The sequence below is a fragment of the Microbacterium sp. NPDC076768 genome (assembly GCF_040687205.1).
GTDB lineage: Bacteria > Actinomycetota > Actinomycetes > Actinomycetales > Microbacteriaceae > Microbacterium.
This window is the reverse complement of sequence record NZ_JBFBMU010000003.1, coordinates 53,005-75,790: the sequence shown is the minus strand read 5'-3', so window position 1 is coordinate 75,790 and position 22,786 is coordinate 53,005. Positions and strand designations below refer to the sequence as shown.

The 22,786-nt window shown below is 64.1% G+C and carries 22 protein-coding genes; 8 read left to right on the top strand and 14 right to left on the bottom strand.

Annotated features, from left to right (window positions below; translation table 11 throughout):
• Positions 1-132 precede the first annotated feature (132 nt).
• The 4 genes from AB0O87_RS12550 to AB0O87_RS12535 all read left to right on the top strand — a co-directional run bounded on the left by AB0O87_RS12550 (position 133) and on the right by AB0O87_RS12535 (position 3,422).
• Complete coding sequence (locus AB0O87_RS12550; RefSeq protein WP_363516465.1) at positions 133-1,386, top strand: LCP family protein; 1,254 nt, start codon at positions 133-135, stop codon at positions 1,384-1,386.
• A gap of 30 nt (positions 1,387-1,416) precedes the next feature.
• Positions 1,417-2,277, top strand: a complete 861-nt coding sequence (locus AB0O87_RS12545) for a fused MFS/spermidine synthase (protein WP_363516462.1) — start codon at positions 1,417-1,419, stop codon at positions 2,275-2,277.
• Positions 2,278-2,359: 82 nt separating this feature from the next.
• A complete protein-coding gene (locus AB0O87_RS12540; protein WP_363516460.1) occupies positions 2,360-2,887 on the top strand; it encodes a hypothetical protein in 528 nt (175 codons plus the stop codon).
• Positions 2,888-2,933: 46 nt separating this feature from the next.
• Positions 2,934-3,422, top strand: a complete 489-nt coding sequence (locus tag AB0O87_RS12535) for a SprT-like domain-containing protein (RefSeq protein ID WP_363516458.1) — start codon at positions 2,934-2,936, stop codon at positions 3,420-3,422.
• A gap of 20 nt (positions 3,423-3,442) precedes the next feature.
• Here the strand turns inward: AB0O87_RS12535 and AB0O87_RS12530 are convergent, their stop codons facing one another.
• The 7 genes from AB0O87_RS12530 to AB0O87_RS12500 all read right to left on the bottom strand — a co-directional run bounded on the left by AB0O87_RS12530 (position 3,443) and on the right by AB0O87_RS12500 (position 9,671).
• Positions 3,443-3,895 (bottom strand): DUF3054 domain-containing protein, encoded by a 453-nt coding sequence (locus tag AB0O87_RS12530; protein WP_363516456.1) that lies wholly within the window; start codon positions 3,893-3,895, stop codon positions 3,443-3,445.
• A 127-nt stretch (positions 3,896-4,022) separates the two neighbouring features.
• On the bottom strand, positions 4,023-4,682 hold the full coding sequence (locus AB0O87_RS12525) for a 2-phosphosulfolactate phosphatase (protein WP_363516453.1): 660 nt from the start codon (positions 4,680-4,682) through the stop codon (positions 4,023-4,025).
• Positions 4,683-4,700: 18 nt separating this feature from the next.
• Complete coding sequence (locus AB0O87_RS12520) at positions 4,701-5,336, bottom strand: response regulator transcription factor (protein ID WP_363516450.1); 636 nt, start codon at positions 5,334-5,336, stop codon at positions 4,701-4,703.
• Positions 5,333-6,511: a histidine kinase gene (locus AB0O87_RS12515; protein ID WP_363516447.1), complete on the bottom strand. Its 1,179-nt coding sequence runs from the start codon at positions 6,509-6,511 to the stop codon at positions 5,333-5,335. Before AB0O87_RS12515 ends, AB0O87_RS12520 begins: the two co-directional genes overlap by 4 nt.
• 61 nt (positions 6,512-6,572) lie before the next feature.
• Entirely contained in the window at positions 6,573-7,364 is a 792-nt protein-coding gene (locus AB0O87_RS12510; RefSeq protein WP_363516444.1) for a class I SAM-dependent methyltransferase, read from the bottom strand.
• A gap of 26 nt (positions 7,365-7,390) precedes the next feature.
• Complete coding sequence (locus AB0O87_RS12505) at positions 7,391-8,551, bottom strand: AMP-binding protein (protein ID WP_363516441.1); 1,161 nt, start codon at positions 8,549-8,551, stop codon at positions 7,391-7,393.
• Between the two features lie 13 nt (positions 8,552-8,564).
• On the bottom strand, positions 8,565-9,671 hold the full coding sequence (locus AB0O87_RS12500; protein WP_363516438.1) for a 1,4-dihydroxy-2-naphthoyl-CoA synthase: 1,107 nt from the start codon (positions 9,669-9,671) through the stop codon (positions 8,565-8,567).
• 64 nt (positions 9,672-9,735) lie between these two features.
• Between AB0O87_RS12500 and AB0O87_RS12495 the strand changes: the two genes are divergently transcribed.
• Together AB0O87_RS12495 and AB0O87_RS12490 are read left to right on the top strand one after the other, a co-directional pair.
• Complete coding sequence (locus tag AB0O87_RS12495) at positions 9,736-10,755, top strand: GNAT family N-acetyltransferase (RefSeq protein WP_363516435.1); 1,020 nt, start codon at positions 9,736-9,738, stop codon at positions 10,753-10,755.
• Positions 10,756-10,818: 63 nt separating this feature from the next.
• Positions 10,819-11,793 (top strand): o-succinylbenzoate synthase, encoded by a 975-nt coding sequence (locus AB0O87_RS12490; RefSeq protein ID WP_363516432.1) that lies wholly within the window; start codon positions 10,819-10,821, stop codon positions 11,791-11,793.
• Here AB0O87_RS12490 and AB0O87_RS12485 read toward each other — a convergent pair.
• Positions 11,772-12,395, bottom strand: a complete 624-nt coding sequence (locus AB0O87_RS12485; RefSeq protein ID WP_363516429.1) for a helix-turn-helix domain-containing protein — start codon at positions 12,393-12,395, stop codon at positions 11,772-11,774. The two genes, AB0O87_RS12490 and AB0O87_RS12485, sit on opposite strands and share 22 nt — an antisense overlap.
• A 131-nt stretch (positions 12,396-12,526) precedes the next feature.
• Between AB0O87_RS12485 and AB0O87_RS12480 the strand changes: the two genes are divergently transcribed.
• Positions 12,527-15,286 carry an efflux RND transporter permease subunit gene (locus tag AB0O87_RS12480; protein WP_363516426.1) on the top strand — a complete coding sequence of 920 codons (2,760 nt, stop codon included), beginning with the start codon at positions 12,527-12,529 and terminating at the stop codon, positions 15,284-15,286.
• The gene (locus tag AB0O87_RS12475) at positions 15,283-17,241 is read left to right on the top strand and encodes a YhgE/Pip family protein (RefSeq protein ID WP_363516424.1); all 1,959 of its coding nucleotides are present in this window, start codon (positions 15,283-15,285) and stop codon (positions 17,239-17,241) included. Before AB0O87_RS12480 ends, AB0O87_RS12475 begins: the two co-directional genes overlap by 4 nt.
• Positions 17,242-17,380: 139 nt before the next feature.
• Here the strand turns inward: AB0O87_RS12475 and ccsB are convergent, their stop codons facing one another.
• The 6 genes from ccsB to AB0O87_RS12445 are packed head-to-tail and all read right to left on the bottom strand — an operon-like array spanning position 17,381 to position 22,694.
• Positions 17,381-18,352, bottom strand: a complete 972-nt coding sequence (gene ccsB / locus AB0O87_RS12470) for a c-type cytochrome biogenesis protein CcsB (RefSeq protein ID WP_363516421.1) — start codon at positions 18,350-18,352, stop codon at positions 17,381-17,383.
• A 4-nt stretch (positions 18,353-18,356) separates the two neighbouring features.
• Positions 18,357-20,120, bottom strand: a complete 1,764-nt coding sequence (locus AB0O87_RS12465) for a cytochrome c biogenesis protein ResB (protein WP_363516418.1) — start codon at positions 20,118-20,120, stop codon at positions 18,357-18,359.
• Between the two features lie 28 nt (positions 20,121-20,148).
• Positions 20,149-20,964, bottom strand: a complete 816-nt coding sequence (locus AB0O87_RS12460) for a cytochrome c biogenesis CcdA family protein (RefSeq protein WP_363516415.1) — start codon at positions 20,962-20,964, stop codon at positions 20,149-20,151.
• 16 nt (positions 20,965-20,980) lie between these two features.
• Positions 20,981-21,631: a TlpA disulfide reductase family protein gene (locus AB0O87_RS12455; protein ID WP_363516412.1), complete on the bottom strand. Its 651-nt coding sequence runs from the start codon at positions 21,629-21,631 to the stop codon at positions 20,981-20,983.
• 45 nt (positions 21,632-21,676) lie between these two features.
• The gene (locus tag AB0O87_RS12450) at positions 21,677-22,309 is read right to left on the bottom strand and encodes a histidine phosphatase family protein (RefSeq protein WP_363516409.1); all 633 of its coding nucleotides are present in this window, start codon (positions 22,307-22,309) and stop codon (positions 21,677-21,679) included.
• A gap of 1 nt (position 22,310) precedes the next feature.
• Positions 22,311-22,694: a DUF5684 domain-containing protein gene (locus AB0O87_RS12445; protein ID WP_363516406.1), complete on the bottom strand. Its 384-nt coding sequence runs from the start codon at positions 22,692-22,694 to the stop codon at positions 22,311-22,313.
• Between the last annotated feature and the right edge of the window lie 92 nt (positions 22,695-22,786).

Genomic DNA, 22,786 nt, shown 5'->3' with positions numbered 1-22,786 from the left:
TGAAAGTCCAGACGAGCAGGGGGCGCTCACCCGGGGTTAGGAAAAAGTATCCACGACTAACTAATTCGCTGCAACTTGCTACCAGAAACGTCACACCGTCGTAACATCAGCTCGCGCAGGTAGTCTCCCGCCATGGCACGACGCACGGCAGACCGGGATCGATCGACACTCGCTCGGCATGCGCCCCTCCCCACCCCTGGGCCAACTAAGGGGCTGCTCCAGATCATCGGAGTCGCACTGGGGGTCGTTCTCGTTTCCGCAATCGCGGTCGGTGCCTTCGTCATGGCGGACTACCTCAATCGATTCAACGACGGCGCCGTGTCTCTTGAGGACGCTCCCGACGTTGAGCCCCCAGCGATCGGCGCCTACCCTGGCGAGTTCAGTGTGCTCCTCATCGGCACGGACGAGTGTGGCGAAGTCTCGACGGGACTCCTGGGAGAACGTTGCTCCGAAGCCGACGGCAGCGTGCTTAATGACGTAAACCTGCTCGTACACGTCTCAGCGGAACCTCGAAATGTAACGGTGATCTCACTTCCGCGTGACCTGATGATCCCCACCCCCGAATGCACAACACCAGAGGGGACGATCGCCTCGGCGACAAGCAAGACCCAGATCAACTCGGTCTTCCAACGCGCTGGACTTTCGTGCGTCGCAAAATCAGTGACCGACCTCACAGGGGTGGACATTCCGTTCGCCGCGAAGATCGACTTCGACGGGGTGATGGATATCACCGATGCGATCGGAGGGGTAGAGGTGTGCATCGGAGGCGACGGAATCCGAGACGAAAAGACGGACATCGACTGGGCAGCAGGAGCCCGGACCGTCTCTGGATACGAAGCACTACAGTTCATCCGCACACGCAACGGCGTCGGCGATGGAAGCGACATGGCTCGAGTGTCCAACCAGCAGCAGTACATGTCGCGTCTGGTGAAGAAGATCATGAGCGATGAAGTTCTCGCCGACCCCGCGAAGGTACTCAAACTCGCGAACACCGTCGTCGACAACATCGACCCCAGCGATGAGCTGGCGAACCCCATACGACTCGCACAGCTCGCACTATCGGTCAAGAGTGTGCCGTTCTCAGACTTCGTTTTTCTGCAGTACCCCGTCCTCCCAGATCCCGAGGACGAGAACAGGGTCGTTCCCGACTACGCCGCCGCCGCCAGCATTTGGGACGCGCTCGACAGCGGGCAGTCCATAGAGCTGACCGGCGATGTCACCAACAACGGCGGCGTTGAACTCGTCGATCCGTCCCCCAGCACGCCAGCGGTGCCAGCCACAGATACTCCGCCCAGCGCGTCGCCGGCGCCGCGCGCGACTCTCGATCCGAATGTATCTGGGCAGACCGCAGCGCAGGAGACCTGCGCCAACGGCCAGCAACGCTAATGGCTGCCGCCAACGCGTAGGCTCGTGCGCATGGGCCGGATGCGAACACGAGACACCGAGCACCCGGAGGCCCGCCTCGATCACGGCGGCGTTGCCCGCATCGTGCCTTCGGAGTTCACCAGCGGCTTCGAACTCGTTGTTGACGGCACTCCCCAGTCGCACGTCGACCTCGATGACCCCACGCATCTGCACTTTGAGTACATCGTGCGGATGGGGGCCGTGATCGACCAGCTCGCCCCTGGTCCCCTGACAGCGGTGCACCTCGGTGCGGGCGCGCTGACGATCCCCCGCTACATCGACGCCACCCGTCATGGCTCTCGTCAGCAGGTGATCGAACTCGAAGCGCCGCTTGCTCAGCTGGTGCGCGAGCATCTGCCGCTGCCAAAAGGCGCGGCGATTCGCATCCGTATTGGCGACGCCCGCGAAGGTGTTCGCCGCCTCCCCAGCGCGTTGCACGGAAGCTGCGATCTGGTGGTCTCCGACGTCTATTCCGGCGCGCAGACTCCTGCACACCTCACCAGCGTGGAGTTCTACCGGGAGCTTGCTGCACTGCTCGCACCAGGCGGCGTGCTGTTGGTGAATGTTGCCGATGGGCCCGGTCTTGCGTTTGCACGTCGTCAAGCGGCGACAATCGCAGAAGTTCTCCCCGAGATCGGAATCCTCGCCGACACTCAGGTGCTCAAAGGGCGCAGATTCGGCAATCTCGTGGTCGCTGCATCCGCCACTCCCCTTCCCACCGAGTGGCTGCCGCGCATGCTGGCGGCAGGTCCGCACCCTGCCAAGATCGCGCAGGGCGCAGAGGCTCGATCCTTCATGCAAGACGCGAAGATCGTGACCGATGCAGACGCTGTCGCGTCGCCGCGCCCCGACGCCTCCCTCTTCTTGCGCTGAGGATACGAAGACCAGGGCGCGCCGCCCAGCCGTGGGCCTCCACGGAAGGCACACTTGATGAGGACGCTGCGGAAGGAGAGCAATGAGTTACATCCGGGGATATGACCAAGAGACGCTCCGCGAAGTGGTCGATCTACACGAGTGCGCGACTCGACTCGCAGAGATCGAATCGCAGCGTAGTCTGCCCGCTCTGATGGAGCGCGTGTGGCTGCTGAAGGTGCTCGACCGCCTTGACGAAGCACTGATCATCGCGGACGAGGCCGTGCGTCAAGCTCGCATGGCCGGCACACGCAAAGACGTGTTGCGCGCGCGAGTTTTGCACGCAACGATTTTGCAGTACCGCGGCGCATACGCGGCGGCTGATCAAGAGCTGGCAACATGCGCGACCGAAGCAGAGGGCCAGCGCTGGGCCTCGATCGCCGCCTTCGCCTACCACCACCACGGCAAGAATGCGTACGACGCGGAGGACTACGAGACCGCTCGGGAGAGCTTCAAGCAGTCGCTCTTTTTGCGCCGAGAATCTGGCGCAAAAGACAGTGAACTCGAGACAGCGTTGCTGGCAATCGAGGCGGCAGAACGGCGCCGCCCCTCGCAGCTCATCGCCGGCTGAGCTGCCGCCCGGCGGCAATGTCGGCCGCATGCCCTAACCTGATCGCATGGCGGAACTTGACCGTGTGCGCGTCTGGGGCGAGGCACTGATCACACTGCACCTCGACGAGAGTTGGTCGTTCGACTTCGACAACGCCAAACGTCGGGCTGGACAGTGCGATTACACGAAAAAGCGCATCACGGTTTCGCGGTATCTGGCTGCGCGTTTTGAAGACGACGACATCCACCAGGTGTTACTGCACGAGGTGGCGCACGCGCTCGCAGGTCACTCCGCTGCGCACGGCGTCAAATGGAAGCGTGTCGCTCGCGACCTCGGCTACGTCGGCGGCACGACCCACCACGGCGAAACGGCTGTCGAACTCGCCCCATGGGTGGGGCGCTGCCCCGCCGGTCACATGACATACCGGCACCGCCGACCCAGCAGAGCGACATCATGCGCACGCTGTTCGCGCACATTCAGCGAGGCACATCTGTTTTCGTGGACACGACGCGAGATTCCCACCGACGTACGCCTCGCCGCGCAAATGCCCCGCTGAGCGAGAGTTCCTTAACGAGATCAGCGCTCTAAGTCGAGGGCTTCGGTCTCACCGGAATCGGAAGGCTCCTGGTTGGAATGCTCCTGGTCGGAAGACCTCTGGTCGGCGCCGGCGGCAGCTCGGCGACGGCGCAAGAGTCCGGCCACTGCACGCCAGCCGACAAGGAAGGCCCCGAGCACGAGGGTGGCCACGATGATGAATGGCACTTCTGCCGTGTCACCGCTGAGCACGCGCAGGAGCATGCCACCCGCCACTGTCACAGCCCAGACGACGACACCCCACAGCAGCGACCACGGACGACGCGGCCGTGCCGGTAACAGGCCAGCGAGCAAGTGACCGACCAGGAGCGCGATCACAAAAGGCCAGGCTGTGAGGATGAATCCCACCGGATTCTCGCCATGCGATGCACGGCCAATCGCGGCAAAGACCAGCACGAACACGATGTCGACGATGATGGCGGGAAGGTACCTCATGCCACGACCCTACGTGCCGGATGCTTCGCGCGTTCACCCCGCGCGGCGTGGTGCGGAGAACTACCTCTCGGGAGGATCGATTCGCGCAGAATCCCCTCCCCAGGCAGGGTTCTCCTCCTGTACAGAGTTAGGCGAAGGGGGTGAAGATTCCTTCGCGCAGCAGCGGAACGGTGTCGAGGGCGTCGAGGGCCGCGGCATCGGGGGTCGAGGTGGGGGTGAGGCCCGACGCTTCGATGCGTTCGGTTGCGGCGACGCCGGCGGCGATTTCACGGGCAGAACCGCTCGCCCCGATCATGTGGCGGAGCGCACCGCGCAACGCGCGGAATCCTTCCGCAGCGACGGCCGCATCGGGTGCCGTGTGGTCGATCCCTCGGTCTGACAGTGCCAAGACAATTGCGCCTGCACCGAGCTGATCTTCGACGGCAAAACGCAACGTTCCTGCCTCGTCTGCTTCACCGGCGGCAATGACCGCGATCGACGTTCGCGCCTGTCGTCTTTCTTGAATCTTCTGCACCGCGGAAGCGACGGCAGAAGCATTGCGAATTCCCCCCACCAAAACGGTCGCTTCCGGGGCAGCGGCGGCGACCACTGCCGCACCATTGCTCGACCACTGTGCAGCTTCGGAGAGCGCCACCTCGTGCCCGGAGGCCACGGCATCGATCACCGTGGATGAGAATCGCAGCACATCGACCACCACGACGACGTCGGCTGGCGCGAGACGGGCGAGACCCGCGGTGCCCCAGTCAAAACGGACCTGATACGTGGACTGATCAAACGGCGATGGCATCCAACCAGCCTAGAGCCGTTAGGCCAGGCCGTGTTCGAAGGCGAAGACCACGAGCTGCACCCGGTCTCGCAGCGACAGCTTGTTCAAAATGCGGCTGATGTGTGTCTTCACCGTCGCGTCACTCAGATACTCACGGCCGGCGATCTCTGCGTTCGAGAGCCCGCGCGCCGCAAGCGCGAAGATCTCTCGCTCACGCTCTGTCAGCTCGGTGTACTGCGCCGGTACAGGTTTCGGTGCCTCAGCGAAGTGCTCAAAGAGATCGCGGGTGGCGGAGGCAGCAATGACACTGGATCCCGCATGCACCGTACGAATAGCCGCGAGCAGAAACTCCGGGTCAGCGTCTTTCAGCAGAAAACCACTCGCGCCCTGTCGCATCGCTCGCGCCGCTGCCTCATCGAGGTCGAAGGTGGTGAGCATGACGATGCGGGGCGGATTCGGTTGTCCGAGCAGCTCCGTCGTCGCGGTGAGTCCGTCCATGACCGGCATGCGGATGTCCATCAGCACCACGTCAGGACGAGTTTCGCGCACGATGTCCAGCGCTTCCTTGCCGTTGCCCGCCTCTCCGACGACGTCGAGGTCGGGCTGCGACGCCACGAGCATCCGGATGCCTGCGCGAAACAGCGCCTGGTCATCGACCAGCACGACTCTGATCATTCGAATGCTCCGATCGGGAGCGTGGCGTGGACGACAAACTGTGCCCCTCGTCGCTCGGCTTGCAGACTACCGCCGACAAGCTGCGCGCGCTCGCGCATCCCGATAAGCCCATGGCCACCTGAGGCACTCTTCTGGTCGCCACCCACTGTGTTGCGCACGTCGAGATCGACGCGGTCAGCGAACCACGCGAGCTGCACATCGACGGTGCCGTCACCGTGCCGGATCGCGTTCGTGAGTGCTTCTTGAAGAATGCGATAGACGGCGAGCTGAATAGCGCCTGGCGGTTCTTCCGCCGGTATCGGATCGATTGTGATGCGCGGCTCAATCCCCGCGTGGCGTACCTGCGCGAACAGCGCTTCCAGGTCGGCGAGCGCTGGTTGGGGGCCATCGCCCTGGCGATGACGTAGTTGCGTCAGAAGCATGCGCACATCGCTCAGGGCAGCACGCGCCGTCTGCGAGATCGTTTCGAGTGCGTCTGCTGCCACCTCCGGGTTGGCGGCTACCGCGTACCGTGCACCATTGGCTTGCGCGATGACGACCGCCAGCGAGTGGGCGACGATATCGTGCATGTCACGGGCGATGCTCACTCGTTCTTGTTCTTCGGCGGCGAGCGCTTCTGCCCGTAGCTGGGCCGCCTTTGTGCGGCGAGCGCGTCGTGCTATCCGCCACAACAACCCGCACACCCAGGCAAGCCCGAGAGCCAGGACGCAGACGGCGAGCAGCAATGATCCCACTGCGAGCCGCTCCCAGCCGGTCACGCTGCCGAAGGCGGCCTCGCCAACGATCACGAGGTACGCCGCCGCGACGAGCCCTCCGAACAGCATGGAGGCAAATCCCCACCACAGAACCCTTCGCGTACCCCAGGCTGCGGTGGAGTACAGCACGAGCAAGATACCGAAGTTGATCGGCAGGGGCGTGAGGCCAGACGCCATCTGTAGCGCCGCGCCGACCCAGGCCGCACCGAGCGCGAGTCCGGGGGCGAGCCTGCCTATCGCGACGGCGGCGCACATCATCACGCTGGCGAGTGCGAGCCCCACCAGCGGCCACCCGGTAAGCGGTCCACATCCGATGATGGGAAGCGCGACGATAAACGACATCCATGTCAACATCAGGTACAACAGCACAGCCCCGACGATGTCGAGTGTCAGTGCTGTGGGCGAAAGCTGGCGGATCACTCCCCCACGCTACGCGAGGGCTTCTTCGGTGAGCATCCGCCGCGAGATGTATCCGTGCGAACTAGGCGCGCGCGATGATCTCTCCGTGCGGCACGAGGTACCACCCGTCTTCGTCATCGGCCCAGCGCTTCCACGCCTTGCTGATCTCGTGTAGATCTGCAGTGGTCGCCATGTTGCTGTCCACGAGCTGGCGTGCGAGTGCAGACTCTACGATGCGATCGGCCCACATCCCGCCCCACCACGCACGCTCCGATGGCGAGGCATAGCACCAGGTGGATCCTGTGGCGACAACCTCTTCGAACCCTGCGGCACGCGCCCACGACAGTAGCCGGCGACCAGCATCTGGTTCGCCGCCGTTGGCCTTGGCCGCGGCGCGGTAGAGGGCGAGCCAGCGTTCGAGTTCCGGCATCACCGGAAAGCAGAGGAAGCCGGCATAGTCGGCATCGCGGGCCGCTACGATCCCACCGGAGACCGTGACCCGGCGCATTTCGCGGAGCGCTTGCACTGGATCCCCCACATGCTGCAGCACCTGATGGGCGTGCACGACGTCGAAAGAGTTCTCGGGAAAGCTCAGCGCGTGCACATCCTCCAGCGAGAATGCGATGTTGGTGAGCCCGCGCTCCGCGGCGAGCGCACGGGAAAGCGACATCGCGTGCTCGTCGATTTCGGTAGCGGTGACGTGCGTGACGACAGCGGCAAAATCGACAGTGATACTGCCCGGACCAGCGCCGACGTCAAGCAGGCGAGTAGAAGAGGTGAGGTGGGGGCGCAGGTACTCGGCGGAGTTGGCGATGTTGCGCACGTTGTGTGAGCGCAGAACAGATTCGTGGTGTCCGTGTGTGTACGAGGCCATGGCGCTCAGTCTCGCATAGCGCCTGTTCAGTACAGTTCGGCGACGGTGCGGCGGATTGTCTCGCGGTCTGGCTTCCCTGACGGGAGTGATGCGAGTTCATCAACAAGGAAAAGCTGGGTAGGGCGAGCGTGCCTGCCCACCTCCTGTGCGACGGCTTCACGCGCCTGCGCAAGCTGGTCTCGTTCGGTTCGACGAAGGGCTTGGCCGCGGGACGCGACGATAACGGATGCTTCGCCCCATCGTTCATCTTCGACGCCGATCACCACCGCTTCCTGCAACCCTGCAACTCGCCGGACGATGCGTTCTACTCTGTCGAGCGAGATGTTGATACCGCCGGAAACGATCACGTTGTCGGCCCGCCCTCGCACTCGCACAAGACCGTCTTCGATGAGCCCGAGATCTCCGGTGCGGTACCAGCGGATCCCGTGCTCGTCGCGCTCAAACGTGCGCTCCGTGAGTGACTCGTTGCCCAGATATTCCTGAGCGAGCATAGGTCCGGCAATGCGTAGTTCGCCATCGACGGTGCGCACGCCGACAATATCGAGCGGCATGCCGTCATAGACGCATCCTCCGCTGGTCTCCGTCGAACCGTAGGTGCGCACGACCCGCACTCCCAGATCGGCAGCGCGCTCTCGCAACGGCTCAGGAAGCGACTGACCTCCGACGAGGATGGCACGGTACGCCATGAGCGCCCCGCGCACCGCGGTGTCGTCGTCTGCCGCATCGAGCAGAGTCGCTATCTGTGCTGGCACAAGTGCGGTGTACAGGTCGGGGACAGCACCCGTCGCCCCCTGAGGACGCAACATGGCAAGTGTCGTCTCGGCGAACGAGGTGGGAGAAAAGCGTCCCTCGATGATTCCCGGCTGCGTGCCAGCAAGAATCGAACGCACCACAACCTGAAGCCCCGCCACATAGCTTGCGGGGAGTGCAAGAAGCCAACGTCCGCTCCCGATGCGGGCGGCGGTAGCCTCGGCACTGGCCCGAAGCGCCTCGCCACTCAGAGCTACCCGCTTGGGGACTCCGCTAGAACCGGAAGTGGCAATGACCGCGGCGATCCCCTCCGCCACCGTCTCTGGAGCACCAGCAACCATTCCCAACCCGAGGGCTGGGCCACCCTCGAGTGCTCGCTGCAGCGCTTCTCGCAGGAGCGCGGGGTCATCGGCTTGGGTCGGGACCAGGGCAGTCATGCGCGTTTCCTGCTTAGTAGTGCCAGGGGAAGGAAGACCAGTCGGCGTCGCGCTTTTGCAGGAAGGAGTCGCGGCCTTCAACGGCTTCGTCCGTGCCGTAGGCGAGGCGGGTGGCCTCTCCCGCGAACACCTGCTGGCCGACCAGCCCATCGTCGACCGCGTTGAAGGCGAACTTGAGCATGCGGATCGCCGTCGGCGACTTCGTCAACACCGTGCGTGCCATCTTTAGCGCTTCTCGTTCGAGTTCCGCATGCGGCACGACCCGGTTCACGGCGCCTGCCTCATAGGCGCGTTGCGCGGAGTATTCCTCGGCCAGGAAGAACACTTCCCTGGCAAACTTCTGGCCGGTCTGACGCGCCATATATGCCGAACCGTATCCGGCGTCGAAACTGCCGACGTCGGCGTCTGTCTGTTTGAAACGGGCTTCTTCTGCGGAGGCGATCGTCAGGTCGCACACCACATGCAACGAGTGCCCTCCGCCAGCCGCCCAGCCGGGAACAACAGCGATGACAACTTTGGGCATGAAGCGGATCAACCGTTGCACCTCAAGAATGTGCAGCCGTCCCGTCGCCGCCCCGGTCCCTGACCCCGTCGCCCCCTCGGTCGCTGAGCCTGTCGCCCCCTCGGTCGCTGAGCCTGTCGAAGCGTCGGTCGCTGAGCCCGCCGCCCCCTCGGTCGCTGAGCCTGTCGAAGCGTCGGTCGCTGAGCCCGCCGCCCCCTCGGTCGCTGAGCCCGCCGCCCCCTCGGTCGCTGAGCCTGTCGAAGCGTACTGATACCCATCGCGTCCGCGAATGCGCTGGTCACCGCCGGAGCAGAACGCCCAACCGCCGTCTTTCGCGCTCGGTCCGTTGCCGGTCAGCAGCACCGCCCCGATGCGCGAGTCTTGACGTGCGATATCGAGTGCACGGTACAGCTCGTCCACCGTGTGCGGGCGGAATGCATTGCGCACCTCTGGCCGGTTGAACGCGATGCGCGCGATCCCGCCATCGTGTGAGACGTGGGCTGTGATGTCGGTGTAGACCTCAGCTCCGGGCGCAAGCACCCATTCGGCCGGGTCGAACAGGTCAGAAACGGATGCGGTGGTCACGCTCTCCACCCTATTGCGCGCGCTCGCACGCATGTACTGCACGCGCCGTCAGCGGAGGTGCGCGCGTGTGCGCTCCCTCCGCGACTACCGTGAGGGCATGACATTGCAGATCTCGCGTATCGACCCGTTCGACACCGCGGCGGTAGACGCGTGGTGGGACGCCTATGCCGCAGCCCAGCGCGAAGACAGAGGCCCGATGGCCACAGTGTGGTCGAGGGAAGAAATCCGTCACCAGTTCCAGCAGGAGTCGCGGACGACCGAGCGACGCGCGTACTTACTTCTCGACGACGATGCCGTTGTCGGAGCTGCAGGACTCGCCCTCCCGCTGAAAGACAACACCCATGTCGCAAACATCAGCATCGAGGTTCCTCCAGCGGAGCGACGTCGAGGGATCGGCTCCACAGCACTCACGTTCCTCGAAGGCGAGGCGGTCACCGCTGGACGCACCACTGTGCGCAGCGACGCGTCGTGGCCGTACGAGTTGGGCGCGGATGGCGGAGGCTCCCCCGGCAGAGAGTTCGCCCGCTGCCACGGCTACGCCCTCGCGCTGGGAGATGTGCAGAGCCGTCTTGCACTGCCGGTCGACCTCGCACTCCTCGACAGCATCGGTGAAGACATTGCGCCAGCAGTCGAGGGCTACACACTTCGGAGTTGGATCGGCCCCGTCCCCGAAGACGTGATCGAAGACTGGGCGGTGTTGGATGCGTCGATCGATACCGAAGCCCCCAGCGGCGACCTCGACATTGAGCAGGCAACTCCCGACGTCGACGGCGTGCGCGAAACCGAAAGTCTGCTGGCCCAGCAGCGCCGCATTTCACTCGGTGCCGTGGCATTGACCCCCAACCGCGAGGTCGCCGCCTACTCGCAGCTCGTCATCTCCCGCGATGACGGAAATGCCTACCAGTGGGGCACCCTCGTTCGTGGGTCTGACCGCGGTCACCGCCTGGGCACAGCCGTCAAAATCGCCAACCTCCGGCTTCTGCAGAGCACCGCTGCACATACCCGCGCCGTGTACACCTACAACGCCGAATCCAACGTGCATATGCGAGCCGTCAACACGCGACTCGGGTTCATCCCGAGCGAGCGGATGGCCGAGTTGCAGAAGCGCCTCAGCTAAACCGCCGCGACTCACCCAACCAACGAACGAGACACAGCAGAGCGCACGGAGCAGAATGGGCACATGATCCCACCGCTTGCAGACCTGCTCGACTCTGCCAGGGTCGTCGCCCTTCCGATGCACAGTCGTTTTCGCGGCGTCGATGTGCGTGAGGCGCTGCTCTTCGAAGGCCCAGAAGGGTGGGCGGAGTTCTCTCCGTTTGTCGAGTACGACGACGCGGAAGCGTCGACGTGGCTGGCTGCCGCGATCGACTTCGCCTGGCGCCCTCAACCAGAACCGCTGCGCACCAGAATTGGTGTGAATGCGACGGTTCCCGCAATTGAGGCCGCACGGGTGCCCGATCTGCTTGCGAGATTTGCGGGCTGCCGCACCGCCAAGGTCAAGGTCGCGGAGCCTGGCCAAACCCTGGCAGACGATGTCGCACGCGTGCGTGCGGTGCGCGAGGTGATGGGACCAGAGGGACGCGTGCGGATCGACGCCAACGGTGCGTGGAATGTCGACGAAGCAGAGCACGCCGTGCACGCCATGAGCGAGTATGACCTGGAGTACGTTGAACAGCCGTGCGCCACGGTTCCGGAGCTCGCTGACCTGCGCAAGCGCGTGAAGTACATGGGCATTCCGGTGGCCGCCGACGAGAGCGTACGCAAGTCCGCTGACCCTCTCGCCGTCGCCCGCGCAGGCGCCGCCGATCTGCTCGTCATCAAAGCTCAGCCCCTGGGCGGAGTCACGCACGCGCTTCAGATCGTGACGGCCGCAGGGCTACCTGTCGTGGTGTCTAGTGCGTTGGATACCGCGATCGGCCTGTCGCAAGGTGCCGCGCTCGCCGCCGCTCTCCCGAACCTTGACTACGACTGCGGCCTCGGAACATCGTCGCTGTTCTTGGATGACGTGGCCGATTTTCGACAGGTAGACGGCTCGGTTCCGGTGGAACGAGTGACCCCGGATGCCGCCGCTCTCACCAGACTTGCCGCCGCTGATGAGCGACGGGAATGGTGGATCGCGCGGTTGGCACGCTGCTACGACTCGATCAGCAGCTGAACGAGTTGGCCGAGCTCTTCGCCACCGGAGTGGCGAAGCTGCGCGTCGTCTTCCCCTGCCATCGCTCCGCGCACCGTCATGCCCTCCCACATGATCATGAGCATGCGCGCGGCAGTCTCCGCAGGCAGACGTAGCCGCAGGAGGCCTGCCGAGATGATGTCGTCGATGATCTGCTCGATACTCGCGACCATCTCGCGCTCTTGAGCCAAATAGGCTTCGCCGAACTGCGCGTCGCGAAGAGCCCTAATCCGGATCTCGCTCATCAGCATCACGCCGAGACGATCATCGCCGCCGAGCTCCATAATCTGCTGGAGCAGACCGATCGGGTCGCACCCGGCGACCAGCGCACCGTCGGCAGCCAGCTCATCGACTCGTGCACGCACGGCACTCACGCGCACCTCGGCGACGCTGCCAGCCAGCATCAGGAAAAGCTCGTCTTTGGACTCGAAGTTCGAATAGAAAGCGCCGCGCGTGAAGCCTGCGCGTTCGCACACCGCTTCGACCGATGCGCCGTCGAGCCCGACCTCCGCGAACACTTGCGCCGCTGCCTCTAAAAGACGGGCGCGCGTATTCTCGCGGCTGCGGGTTACGGGTATCGACATTGAGACCACCTCGCCCTTCGTTGTCGCTCTCTCACACCCCGCACACAGGATGCGCGAAGCGAATGACCTTACGATACATCTATGTATCGGATACACCTGTGTATCCACCCTGTACCCCCTCGGAGGCACGCGTGTCCACACTCCTGTCGTCACTCGGACGATGGTCTTTCCGGCATCCGTGGCGAGTTCTCGTCTCCTGGCTGCTTGCCCTCGGCATCGCCGGAGCAGGCGCCCTCGTCCTCGGGGCGGGCACAGACAACACGTTCTCCATCCCAGGGACTGAGTCGCAGGCCGGTCTTGAGCAGCTGTCGCGCTCATTCCCGCAGGTAAGTGGCACCAACGCGCAGTTCATCGTCGTCGCGGCCGACGGCGACAAGGTCACAGACGACGAGTACCGCGAAGACATCGAGGATGCCGTCGACGAGCTCGGCGACCTCGACGATGTGCTCGCCACCACGTCTCCGTATGACGAAACCGTCAGTGGCATGATCAACGATGACGACACCGCGGCGATTGTGCGCGTGCAGTTCGCTGGCGAATCCACCGATGTATCTGAGGAGACCGTCGCATCTCTGCGCACGGTTGTCAGCGATCTCGACTCTGCACTGCCCGACGGCTCGCAGGTGTCGCTGGGCGGCGACCTTTTCGCTGTCTCGATCCCCGGTGTCACGATCACCGAAGCGATCGGTCTGCTAATCGCCCTCCTGGTGCTCATCGTCACGTTCCGCTCATTCGTGATGGCGGGGCTTCCCCTTCTGACGGCAATCTTGGGGGTCGGCATCTCGATGGCCGGCATCTTTACAGCGACCGCGTTCGCCACGGTCTCATCGACCACCCCCCTGCTGGCCCTCATGCTCGGACTCGCGGTCGGGATTGACTACGCGCTGTTCATCATGGCGCGGCATCAAGACCAGGTGCGCGAAGGTGTTGACCCAGAAGAGTCCGCCTCCCGCGCTGTCGGCACTGCCGGATCCGCTGTCGTCTTCGCTGGTGTCACCGTGCTCATCGCGCTGATTGGGCTGGGATTCGCTGGCATTCCGTTCTTGACCACCATGGGTATCGCGGCTTCTGTCGCTGTCGCCGTCGCCGTCGCCATCGCCGTGACGCTCACCCCTGCGCTTCTCGGTTTCATGAAGGGCAAGGTTGTCGGACGCCCGAAGCGCGTGCGTAAAACTGCTTCCGCTACTGATCAGCCCAAGGGCAGCGCTCGGTGGGTGAATGGCGTAACCAAGCGCCCAATCCTGGTGTCGCTCGCTGTGGTCCTCGGCCTCGGTATCGTCGCCATCCCCGCTTTGAGCTTGAACCTGGCGCTCCCCAACGCCGGGGTCTTGGCACAGGATTCCGAAGCGCGCCAGAACTACGATCTGGTGGCTGAAGAGTTCGGTGCGGGCTTCAACGGACCGCTCATCCTCACGGGCACCATCGTGACTTCCACCGACCCCCTCACGCTGATGGAAGACCTCGGCGACGAGGTCGCCAAGGTCCCCGGCGTCAAAGAAGTCGCCCTGGCGACTCCCAACGAAACAGCCGACACCGGCATCGTGCAGATCATTCCAGAAACAGCACCCGATGCCCCGGAGACCGCTGATCTGGTGCGCGAATTGCGCAGCCATCACGACGAATGGCTCGACGAATTCGGCATCGACCTGAAGGTCACCGGCTTCACTGCCGTCGGCATCGACATCTCCGATCAGCTCGGCAATGCCCTTCTCCCGTTCGGGATCTTCGTGATCGGCCTTTCCCTGATCCTGCTGACCATCGTGTTCCGATCGCTGTGGGTACCGATCACTGCCGCCGCCGGCTACCTGCTCTCGATCATTGCCGCATTCGGTGTCGTCGGAGCTGTCTTCGAATGGGGCTGGTTCGCCGATCTGCTGCACGTGGCCAGAGTGGGGCCGATCATCAGCTTCATGCCGATCATTTTGATGGGTGTGTTGTTCGGCCTCGCCATGGACTACCAGGTATTCCTCGTCTCACGGATGCGCGAAGACTTCGTGCACGACCCCGATTCGAAGAGCCCCAACCGGCAGACCCGTCGTGCGGCTGCGCTGCGCACCGTACGCAGCGGGTTCACCGGCTCGGCAAAGGTGGTTACCGCCGCTGGCCTCATCATGTTTGCAGTCTTTGTGGCGTTCGTCCCAGAGGGCGACTCATCCCTGAAACCGATCGCCCTCGGCCTCGCCGCCGGTATCGCTATCGATGCCTTCCTGGTGCGGATGACGCTGATCCCGGCGCTGATGGCGATCCTTGGCGAACGCGCCTGGGAGTTGCCAGCGTGGCTCGAGAAGATCCTCCCCCGGGTCGATGTCGAAGGGGAGGCCGTCGAACGCGAACGTCACCTCGCCGAGTGGCCAGGTGACGGATCGATCCTCGCCGCAGACGACCTGGAGATTGACGCCGACTCCCGCCTTATATCGGGCTTGTCGGTGCGCATTCCCGAGGGTGGTGCCGTGATCGCGACTGGCGCAGACGCACGCACCCACCGTGCGCTCGCTCTCGCTTTCGCTGGACGACTCACTCCCACCGACGGACGCCTCCGGGTGGCCGGTCACCTGTTGCCAGGTCGTGCCGCATGGGTACGCTCGCACGTCGGCTGCGTGCTTGTCGATGACTCAGGGGCGGCGCTCGCCGACCTCGCCGAAGCGCTGCGCGGCAAGTCGCAGATCGTCATCATCGACGGCATCGACCGTCTGACCGGCAGCCAACAAGACCAAGCAACGGCCATGTTGCGTGATGCGACGGCAACCCGCCGGCTCGCCGTCCTCGCGACAGCCGCTGATGTTGAAGCGGCAGGTGCCGTCCTCGCGGACGCAGGCTGGCGCTCCGCAGAAATTCTCCACACGCACACTCCCCGTCGGAGTGCCGCCGAATCCACCGAGGTGAACGCATGACCCTCCCCATCGAGCGTGCACGCTCCCGCAAGCCGATCACCTGGCTGACCATCCTCGGCATCCTGCTGCTGCCTGCGGCGGTGGGCGGCATCTTGGTCGCCGCGCTGCAGAACCCCACTGAGCGCTTGGATTCCATGACGGCGGCGATCGTTAACCTCGACGAACCGGTGACGATTGACGATCAGTTGACGCCTCTTGGCCGCCAACTGGCCTCCGGACTCGTCGAGGGTTCAGACGACCTCGACTCGAACCTCACCTGGGTCATCTCCAACGAAGATGACGCCGCGAACGGCCTCGCCGACGGCTCGTACCAAGCAGTCATCACGATTCCTGAAGACTTCTCTGCCGCCGCCACTTCGGCCGGGCGAACGATCTCCGACGGCGAAGGAAACCCAGAGCAGGCCACCATCGGCGTGACCACTCCAGAAGACGGACTCATCGCCGACGATCTCATCACCGGACAGATCGCTGACGTTGCCGCTGCCACCCTGGGCACCATGCTTTCGGAGGCAACGACCGAGAACATCCTCGTCGGCTTCACCACCATCGGCGACCAAATCGGTGAGGCGGCAGACGGAGCATTCGAGCTCGCAGACGGCGCCAGAGGCGCAGCAGATGGCGCCGCTGAGATCCCCGACGGCGCCACTCAGCTCGCCACCGGTGCGAGCGATCTCAGCAACGGTGCGTACTCGCTGGCATCAGGACTCGACACGATCGCGAGCAACACGCGCGATGCCGCAGCCGGGGCCAGCAGCATCGGATCCGGGCTCTCCAGTGGAGCAGCGGAACTCTCCCGGAACGGGCTTGTCCCCGACGAACTCTATGCGGGTGCGAACGGTGCATCGCAGCTGGCCAGCGGAGTCGCCACCGGCGTATCGGGTATTTCCACCGGTCTCGATGCGCTCGTCGCACAGTGTGCTTTGGCAGCCGCTCCCGAGTTCTGCGCACAACTCGACGCCCTCGCGACCGGCGCAGGCGACCTCGTCTCGACGGCGAACACGTCGGCCGAAGTGGCAGCGGGAACCGCAGCAGGCCTTGGCACGTTTGACACCCAGGCTTCAGCGGAGCTCGCCGGGCAGCTTTCTCAAGCGGGCACCGGAGCCACTGATCTCTCCAACGGGCTCACTCAGCTTGCCGATCAGGGCGTCGCCGCTTCTGCCACCGGTGCTCGCGGGATTGGCTCTGGTGCAACCCAGCTCTCCGATGGTGCGACGGCGCTCGCCGATGGCGGCACCGAGCTTGCAACAGGCCTCGACACTCTCGCCACGGGTACCGGCGACCTTGCTGGCGGACTGCGCACGGCCTCCGACTCGCTCCCCTCTTTCAGCGACAGTGAGACCACCTCGCTCGCCTCGGTGATTGCCGACCCTGTGTCGTCGAACTCATCGATCAGCACGATCTTCGGGCCTACCGCCATCCCGCTGCTGACAGCCGTGGTGTTGTGGTTCGGTGGCCTCGCCACGTTCGTGGTGATGCGGGCGCACACGGCCCGCACGCTCACGTCGCGGCGATCGTCGGCGGCGCTCACCCTGCGCGCTTTCGCCCCCGCCGCGTTGATCGGTGCTGGCCAGGGCCTCTTGGTGTCGCTGATCGTGCAGATTGTGGCGAACTACGACGCCGCTGCCTGGTGGAGTTTTGCGGGCACCGCTGTGGTGGCTGGCATCGCATTCGCTGCGGTGAACCAGGCGCTCGTCGCTCTGTTCGGCGGAGTGGGGCGTTGGATCTCTGCTCTCATCGGCGTTCTCGCTGTCGCGACTGGGCTCATCTCGACAGTGCCAGCGTGGCTTTCCAGCCTCGGCGCGGCGTTGCCCACAGATCCCGCTTTCGCAGGGTTGATCACCGCCAACGGCTCCGCCGTCGCAGCCCTCATCGTCTGGGCCGCCCTGTCACTCCTGGCCACCACCCTCGCCGTGACCCTACGCCGCACCACTTCCCCCCAAGCCCTACCCGCCTAACCCCCACCCCCCATCCCCCCATCCCCACACACCCACACCCCACACCAAAACGGAGACCACCTGCGCTATGCGCGGCGTGTGTATGTACACACGCCGGGCTGGGCGCAGATGGTCTCCGTTTTGTGAAGGAGGGCGAGGGTTAGCTCAGGCCGGAGTAGGCGTGCAGGCCCTTGAAGAAGACGTTCACGATGGTGAAGTTGAACAACACGGCCGAGAAGCCGACGATGGCAAGCCATGCGGATCGGTTTCCGCGCCAGCCTCTCGTTGCCCTGGCGTGGATGTATCCGGCGTAAAGCACCCAGATCACGAAGGTCCAGGTCTCCTTCACATCGAAGCCCCAGTACCGGCTCCAGGCGTAATAGGCCCAGATGGATCCGGCGATGAGTGTGAAGGTCCAGAGGATGAAGCCGATGATCGTGAACATGTACGCCAGGCTTTCGAGGCGCACAGAAGTGGGGAACGTACGAAGGAATCCAGGACCCGTTTTCGCTGCCCCCTCGTTGACGAGGCGCTCACGCCGCGACTGCATCAACTGGATCACCGACAACGCGAACGCGAGGGCGAAGAACGCCGTCGCCAGCGATGCCACGAAGACGTGAATGACGAGCCACACGCTCTTCAACGGATCCATCAAAGGAGAAACTTCGACGTAGAAGTTGGTCGAGCCGAGCCCGAGCAGCACCACAACAAGCCCGGTGATGAAGGTGCCGAGGAAGCGCAAATCGATCCGGGTGAGCACGATCAGATACACGGCGATGATGAGCAGCGTGCCCATCATTGCGAACTCGTAAAGGTTGGCCCACGGCACCCGGCCAGCCGCGATGCCACGCGTGACGGTCGCAGCCAGATGGAAGAGGAACCCGAGCACTGTCAACGATGTGCCGATGCGTTCCATCACGAACCGTGGAGGTTTCGCTGTCGCCACCGCCCCGGAAGACGTGGTTACGCTGCCGCCTCCCGCGCCAACCAGCATCGACTCTTGGACGCTCTGCGCATCGGCTGTCGCCTGCGAACGTCGTGCGAGATCGAAGGCGTAGGCCACGAAGGCCGCCGCATAGATCGCAATCGCCGTCCAGAGCAGGACAGGCGAGATCACGTCGAGTTCAAGCATGATTTCAGTCTACTTTCCGAGTTTCGGACGCCGGAGTCTCCGGCTTTGCGGAGTCGTCCGCACCCGCGGTCGTGCCGCCAACAGCGTCGAGCAGCCGAGCGTGTCCCTTGACGAGGTCTTCTACCGCCGTAGGAAGTGTCGGGTCTTCTCCGCGAGCCAGCGCGGCGTACTCCAACGACACCGCGCCGTCGTTCGCAGAAGCCTTGACCCAGACGCGCCGACGGGGCACGAAGAGCGCGAGCATGAGTCCAGCAAGAGCCAACGTCGCGAAGCCGAGCACGATGATGCCCGACTCGTCGCGGTGGATCTGCAGCGATGCGAACCTCTTCACCGATTCTGAGGCGTCGGTGGCCCCCGCGGGAGACTCGTCGTCGAAGGTCACCGATCCCAGCCCATTCGGCAGCTGCGCCGTCTGCCCTGGGGTAAGTTCGATCGACTCCACGTCGGTGGTGCGACCGGTGAGCTTCGTCATCCCTGTGGTGTCGAGCACGTACACCGAGCGCGGCACACCCTCGTTGATCCCCAGATCGCCGGTGTACACGTCGAGCGTGAGGGTCGGGTTCGTGAGGTCGCCGTATGCGGAGAAGAAAGCGCCGCTCTCCAGCACGCCGGTCGTCGGGTAGAAGAACCCCACAAGGCCGACCTGTTCGGCCAGCCCGTCTGGCACCTTGAGCACGCCGAGCGAGGTCATGTTGTTGTCTTGCGGGAGGAACGGGGTGCTATTGGTGAACACCACGTTGCCATCGGGGTCGCGCACCGTGACGGTCGGCGCGTAGCCGTTACCCAGCAGGAACACGTCGTCGTCGGCAATCGCGAGCGGCTCATTGACCTTCACAGAACCAGTGCGCTCTTCACCGTTCTCCTGCACCGTGACGTTGGCCGAGAAGTTGTCGGCCTGACCGGAACCTGGCGCTCCGAACGGTTGATAGTTGACGTCGAACGAGTCGAGGCGCATCGAGTACGGGGCAAAGGCGTCGTCGCCGACAAAGCGACCGCGGTTCATCGAGTCGTAGTCCAAAAGCGTGTTCGCGAAGGTCTCCCCTTCGACAAGCACGCGCTGACCGGTGTACGCGAAACCGCCGCCGACCCCGACGGTCACCAGCACGCCGACGAGCGCGATGTGGAAGATCAGGTTGCCCGTCTCACGCCAGTATCCTCGCTCCGCGGATACCGAGAATGTGGTGCCTCGGTCGTAGCGTTCTACCCGGTAGCCGAGTGCCTTGAGCTGCTTCGTCGCGACATCGATCGACGCGGCGGCTTCTTTCTCGGCATCGCCCGTCTTGGTACCGGAATCTGCCGTCGTCCCCCGCGTGACGCCGCGGTAGTCCTCCAACCGCTGCAGGCGAGCAGGGGTGCGAGGGGGCCGCGCGCGCAGAGCCTTCGCATGGTGCTTGATGCGCGGGATCACGCAGCCGACCAGCGAGGCGAACAGCAACAGGTAAATCGCCGAGAACCACGGCGACAGGTAGACGTCGAACAGCTTCAGCGAGTCGAGGATCGGGAAGAGATCTGGGTTATTGCGCTCCCACTGCGTGACACCGTTCGGGTCAGCCATCCGCTGCGGGAAGATCGATCCGGGAATCGCCGCAATCGCCAGCACGAGCAGCAGGATCAGCGCAGTGCGCATGGAGGTCAGCTGACGCCATCCCCACCGCAGCCATCCGACGAGACCGAGCTTCGGTTGCGTGATCGCGTCATCGCCGTCGACGTGGTCTGACGGGCGGAGCGGATCGCTGGAGTCGCTGTTCACGGCACCTTTGTTCTTCATCGTGGTCTTCTCAGAGGGGTCGGAGGGATCAGAGGGGGAGGATGACACTGCCGATCACCGCCGTCAACCGAGACATAATGTCGGTCCAGAGGCCGGTGACCATGAGCACCCCGAGCAGAATGAGCATCACGCCGCCAATCACGTTCACGACGCGAATGTGGCGACGCAGGAACCCGATAGCCCTCGTCGCCCACCCGAACCCGAGAGCGACAAGCAGGAACGGGATGCCCAGGCCGAGGGAGTACGCAAGACCGAGGAAACCGGCGCGCACCGGATCGCCTGCGTTAAACGACAGTGCGAGGATCGCGGCGAGCGTCGGCCCCATGCAGGGCGCCCACCCGATCCCGAGCGCGACCCCGAGTAGAGGAGCACCAACGATGCCCGCCTTCGAATCGACCTGAAAGCGGAACTCCCGCTGCGCGAAGCCGAAAAGCCCGAGGAAAACGAATCCCATCGCGATGATAAAAACACCGAGGATGCGGGTAACCAGGTCGCCCCACTGCAGCAGGAACACTCCGACAGTTCCCCCCAGCACCGTGTACGTGACGAACACGATGGTGAATCCGAGGATGAACAGCAGCACGCCGAGCACGAGCCTGCCGCGCGTAGACGTCTCTGCTTTCTGTGTCGCTGCCTTCTGTGTCGCGGTTGTCTGGCCTGCGGTTTGACCTGCGCTCCCCGCAGCGACCGGCTGCCGAGGCGCAACGGCGCCGCTGATGAACCCGAGGTAACCGGGAACAAGCGGGAGCACGCACGGGGACAGAAAAGAGACGAGCCCTGCCAACATCGCAACCGGAATTGCGATCCAGAGCCCGCCAGAGAAGATGATCGCTTCGGGGGTCACTGCGCACCCTGCTCGTTCACAGGTCCTCCGCTAGCGCGTCTTTGACGAGCGTGGAGAGAATCGAAGTGCCATCGATCGGACCGATGATCCGGGCAGCCACCCTGCCCTGTTTGTCGAGCACGAGGGTGGTGGGGGTGGCAGCGATCGGCACCACTTTAGAGAAGGCGAGCTTCGCTTCGGCGGTGTCTACATCGATCAAGCTCGGGTAGGTGATGCCATATTCTTCGGCGAAAGCGATGGCGGTGTCTGCCTGGTCACGGGTGTTGATTCCCACGAACGCGACGTCGTCTTCGCTGTACTCCTGCCACACCGCTTCGAGGTCGGCGGCTTCGAGGCGACACGGCGCACATCCGGCGTACCAGAAGTTGACGACTGTGACCTTGCCTGCGTCGTCCGCGCTGTCGTACTGCTCACCCAGCTCGGTCACGCCGGCGAACTCCACTGGCTCACCGCGTTCATCGACCGGAATCTCGACGATCGCACCGTCGGCTGCGACATAGCCGGTGTTGTCACCGCTCAAGAACGATTCGCTGACCGCATCGGGAGCGCAGGCGCTCAAACCAATAGCAAGCACCGCAGCGAGAGCGGCACCAATCGCGTGACGCGAACGTCGAACGCGAGAGGGGCGGCCGCCGCGGATCGGACGAATCGTCGAGTCGAGTGGCACCCTCTGATTTTACTCAGAGCTACCTATGCGTGCGCCGGATGGAAGTCAGACTGCGCCGACGTCGACGGCGCCTCCTGTCTCGGCTGGTGCGGCGTACCCGACCTCGCGCCACACATCGCCAACCCGCTCGAAAGAGGTCACGCTCGACAGAGCGCACCGTCGAGTGCGCGGATCGTGGCGTAACGGCAGACCTGCCACGCGCAGGTGCGTGATCCAGATCGGGGCCTGGTGCGACACCATCACCACATCGGTGTCGATTGCGGCGTTCCACGCCTCGTCCATCACCCCAAGCATCCGCTCGGCGATCGACGTGTAGGGCTCACCCCAACTGGGTAGTGCTGGCTGACGCAGGTGCCACCAGTTCATCGGATTCATCAGTGAACGACGCATCTGAGTGCCCTCGAACACGTTTGTCGGTTCGATCAAACGGATGTCGATTTCCGGAACGAGATCAAAGACCTCCGTGAACGGCTCTGAAGACTCCTGCGCACGCTCCAGCGGCGAGGAGAACAGCGCACCCACGCGGCGATCAAGCGACTTCACGTGTTCCGCAGCCGACCTCGCCATCCGCCGCCCCGCGTCGCTGAGGTGAAAGTCGGGCAACCGCCCGTAGAGCACACGGTCGGGGTTGTAGACCTCACCGTGTCTGACGAGGTGCAGCTGCTTCGACCCCGTCATCTCACGCCTTGCTGTAGCGGGAATCCCCGAAGCCGAGGATCAGGTATCCGATGTACGGGAAGAGCACCAGCAGGAAGAACGAGAAGACACCGCTCCTATTGAAGCGGGCGCCGATCTTGAACGCCACGATGATGTAGAAGACGAAGTTGACGATGGGAATCAGGTACAGCAGCGCAAACCACGCTGACATCCCGGCGATGCGCACCAGAAGCACGACGTTCACGATCGGGATGATGGCCCAAATGCCCGCGTATCCGGCCTTGCTGAAGACCTTCCACAGACCGACCGCCACCAGAATGTAAAAGACCAGGCTGATCAGGCCGGTCGTCCCGGAGAAGATCGCACCGAAGAGGTCGGGGATGCCGTTGCCGTCGGAATAGTTCATGAGTGCACCTTTCGTCGTACCCACCCTACTGATCGCCGGATGAGCGCCACCAACGAAGCGGGGAACAGCGCACGAGCCCCCGTACACTGGAC

Excerpts from the sequence above, each read along its gene's own strand:
- AB0O87_RS12550 (WP_363516465.1), top strand. The coding sequence starts at position 133 with ATGGCACGACGCACGGCAGACCGGGATCGATCGACACTCGCTCGGCAT.
- AB0O87_RS12520 (WP_363516450.1), bottom strand. The coding sequence starts at position 5,336 with ATGATCAGAGTCGTGCTGGTCGATGACCAGGCGCTGTTTCGCGCAGGC.
- AB0O87_RS12540 (WP_363516460.1), top strand. The coding sequence starts at position 2,360 with ATGAGTTACATCCGGGGATATGACCAAGAGACGCTCCGCGAAGTGGTC.
- ccsB (WP_363516421.1), bottom strand. The coding sequence starts at position 18,352 with ATGCTTGAACTCGACGTGATCTCGCCTGTCCTGCTCTGGACGGCGATT.
- AB0O87_RS12535 (WP_363516458.1), top strand. The coding sequence starts at position 2,934 with ATGGCGGAACTTGACCGTGTGCGCGTCTGGGGCGAGGCACTGATCACA.
- AB0O87_RS12485 (WP_363516429.1), bottom strand. The coding sequence starts at position 12,395 with ATGTCGATACCCGTAACCCGCAGCCGCGAGAATACGCGCGCCCGTCTT.
- AB0O87_RS12545 (WP_363516462.1), top strand. The coding sequence starts at position 1,417 with ATGGGCCGGATGCGAACACGAGACACCGAGCACCCGGAGGCCCGCCTC.
- AB0O87_RS12510 (WP_363516444.1), bottom strand. The coding sequence starts at position 7,364 with ATGGCCTCGTACACACACGGACACCACGAATCTGTTCTGCGCTCACAC.
- AB0O87_RS12500 (WP_363516438.1), bottom strand. The coding sequence starts at position 9,671 with ATGCGTGCGAGCGCGCGCAATAGGGTGGAGAGCGTGACCACCGCATCC.
- AB0O87_RS12530 (WP_363516456.1), bottom strand. The coding sequence starts at position 3,895 with ATGAGGTACCTTCCCGCCATCATCGTCGACATCGTGTTCGTGCTGGTC.
- AB0O87_RS12495 (WP_363516435.1), top strand. The coding sequence starts at position 9,736 with ATGACATTGCAGATCTCGCGTATCGACCCGTTCGACACCGCGGCGGTA.
- AB0O87_RS12465 (WP_363516418.1), bottom strand. The coding sequence starts at position 20,120 with ATGAAGAACAAAGGTGCCGTGAACAGCGACTCCAGCGATCCGCTCCGC.
- AB0O87_RS12505 (WP_363516441.1), bottom strand. The coding sequence starts at position 8,551 with ATGACTGCCCTGGTCCCGACCCAAGCCGATGACCCCGCGCTCCTGCGA.
- AB0O87_RS12445 (WP_363516406.1), bottom strand. The coding sequence starts at position 22,694 with ATGAACTATTCCGACGGCAACGGCATCCCCGACCTCTTCGGTGCGATC.
- AB0O87_RS12475 (WP_363516424.1), top strand. The coding sequence starts at position 15,283 with ATGACCCTCCCCATCGAGCGTGCACGCTCCCGCAAGCCGATCACCTGG.
- AB0O87_RS12525 (WP_363516453.1), bottom strand. The coding sequence starts at position 4,682 with ATGCCATCGCCGTTTGATCAGTCCACGTATCAGGTCCGTTTTGACTGG.
- AB0O87_RS12450 (WP_363516409.1), bottom strand. The coding sequence starts at position 22,309 with ATGACGGGGTCGAAGCAGCTGCACCTCGTCAGACACGGTGAGGTCTAC.
- AB0O87_RS12490 (WP_363516432.1), top strand. The coding sequence starts at position 10,819 with ATGATCCCACCGCTTGCAGACCTGCTCGACTCTGCCAGGGTCGTCGCC.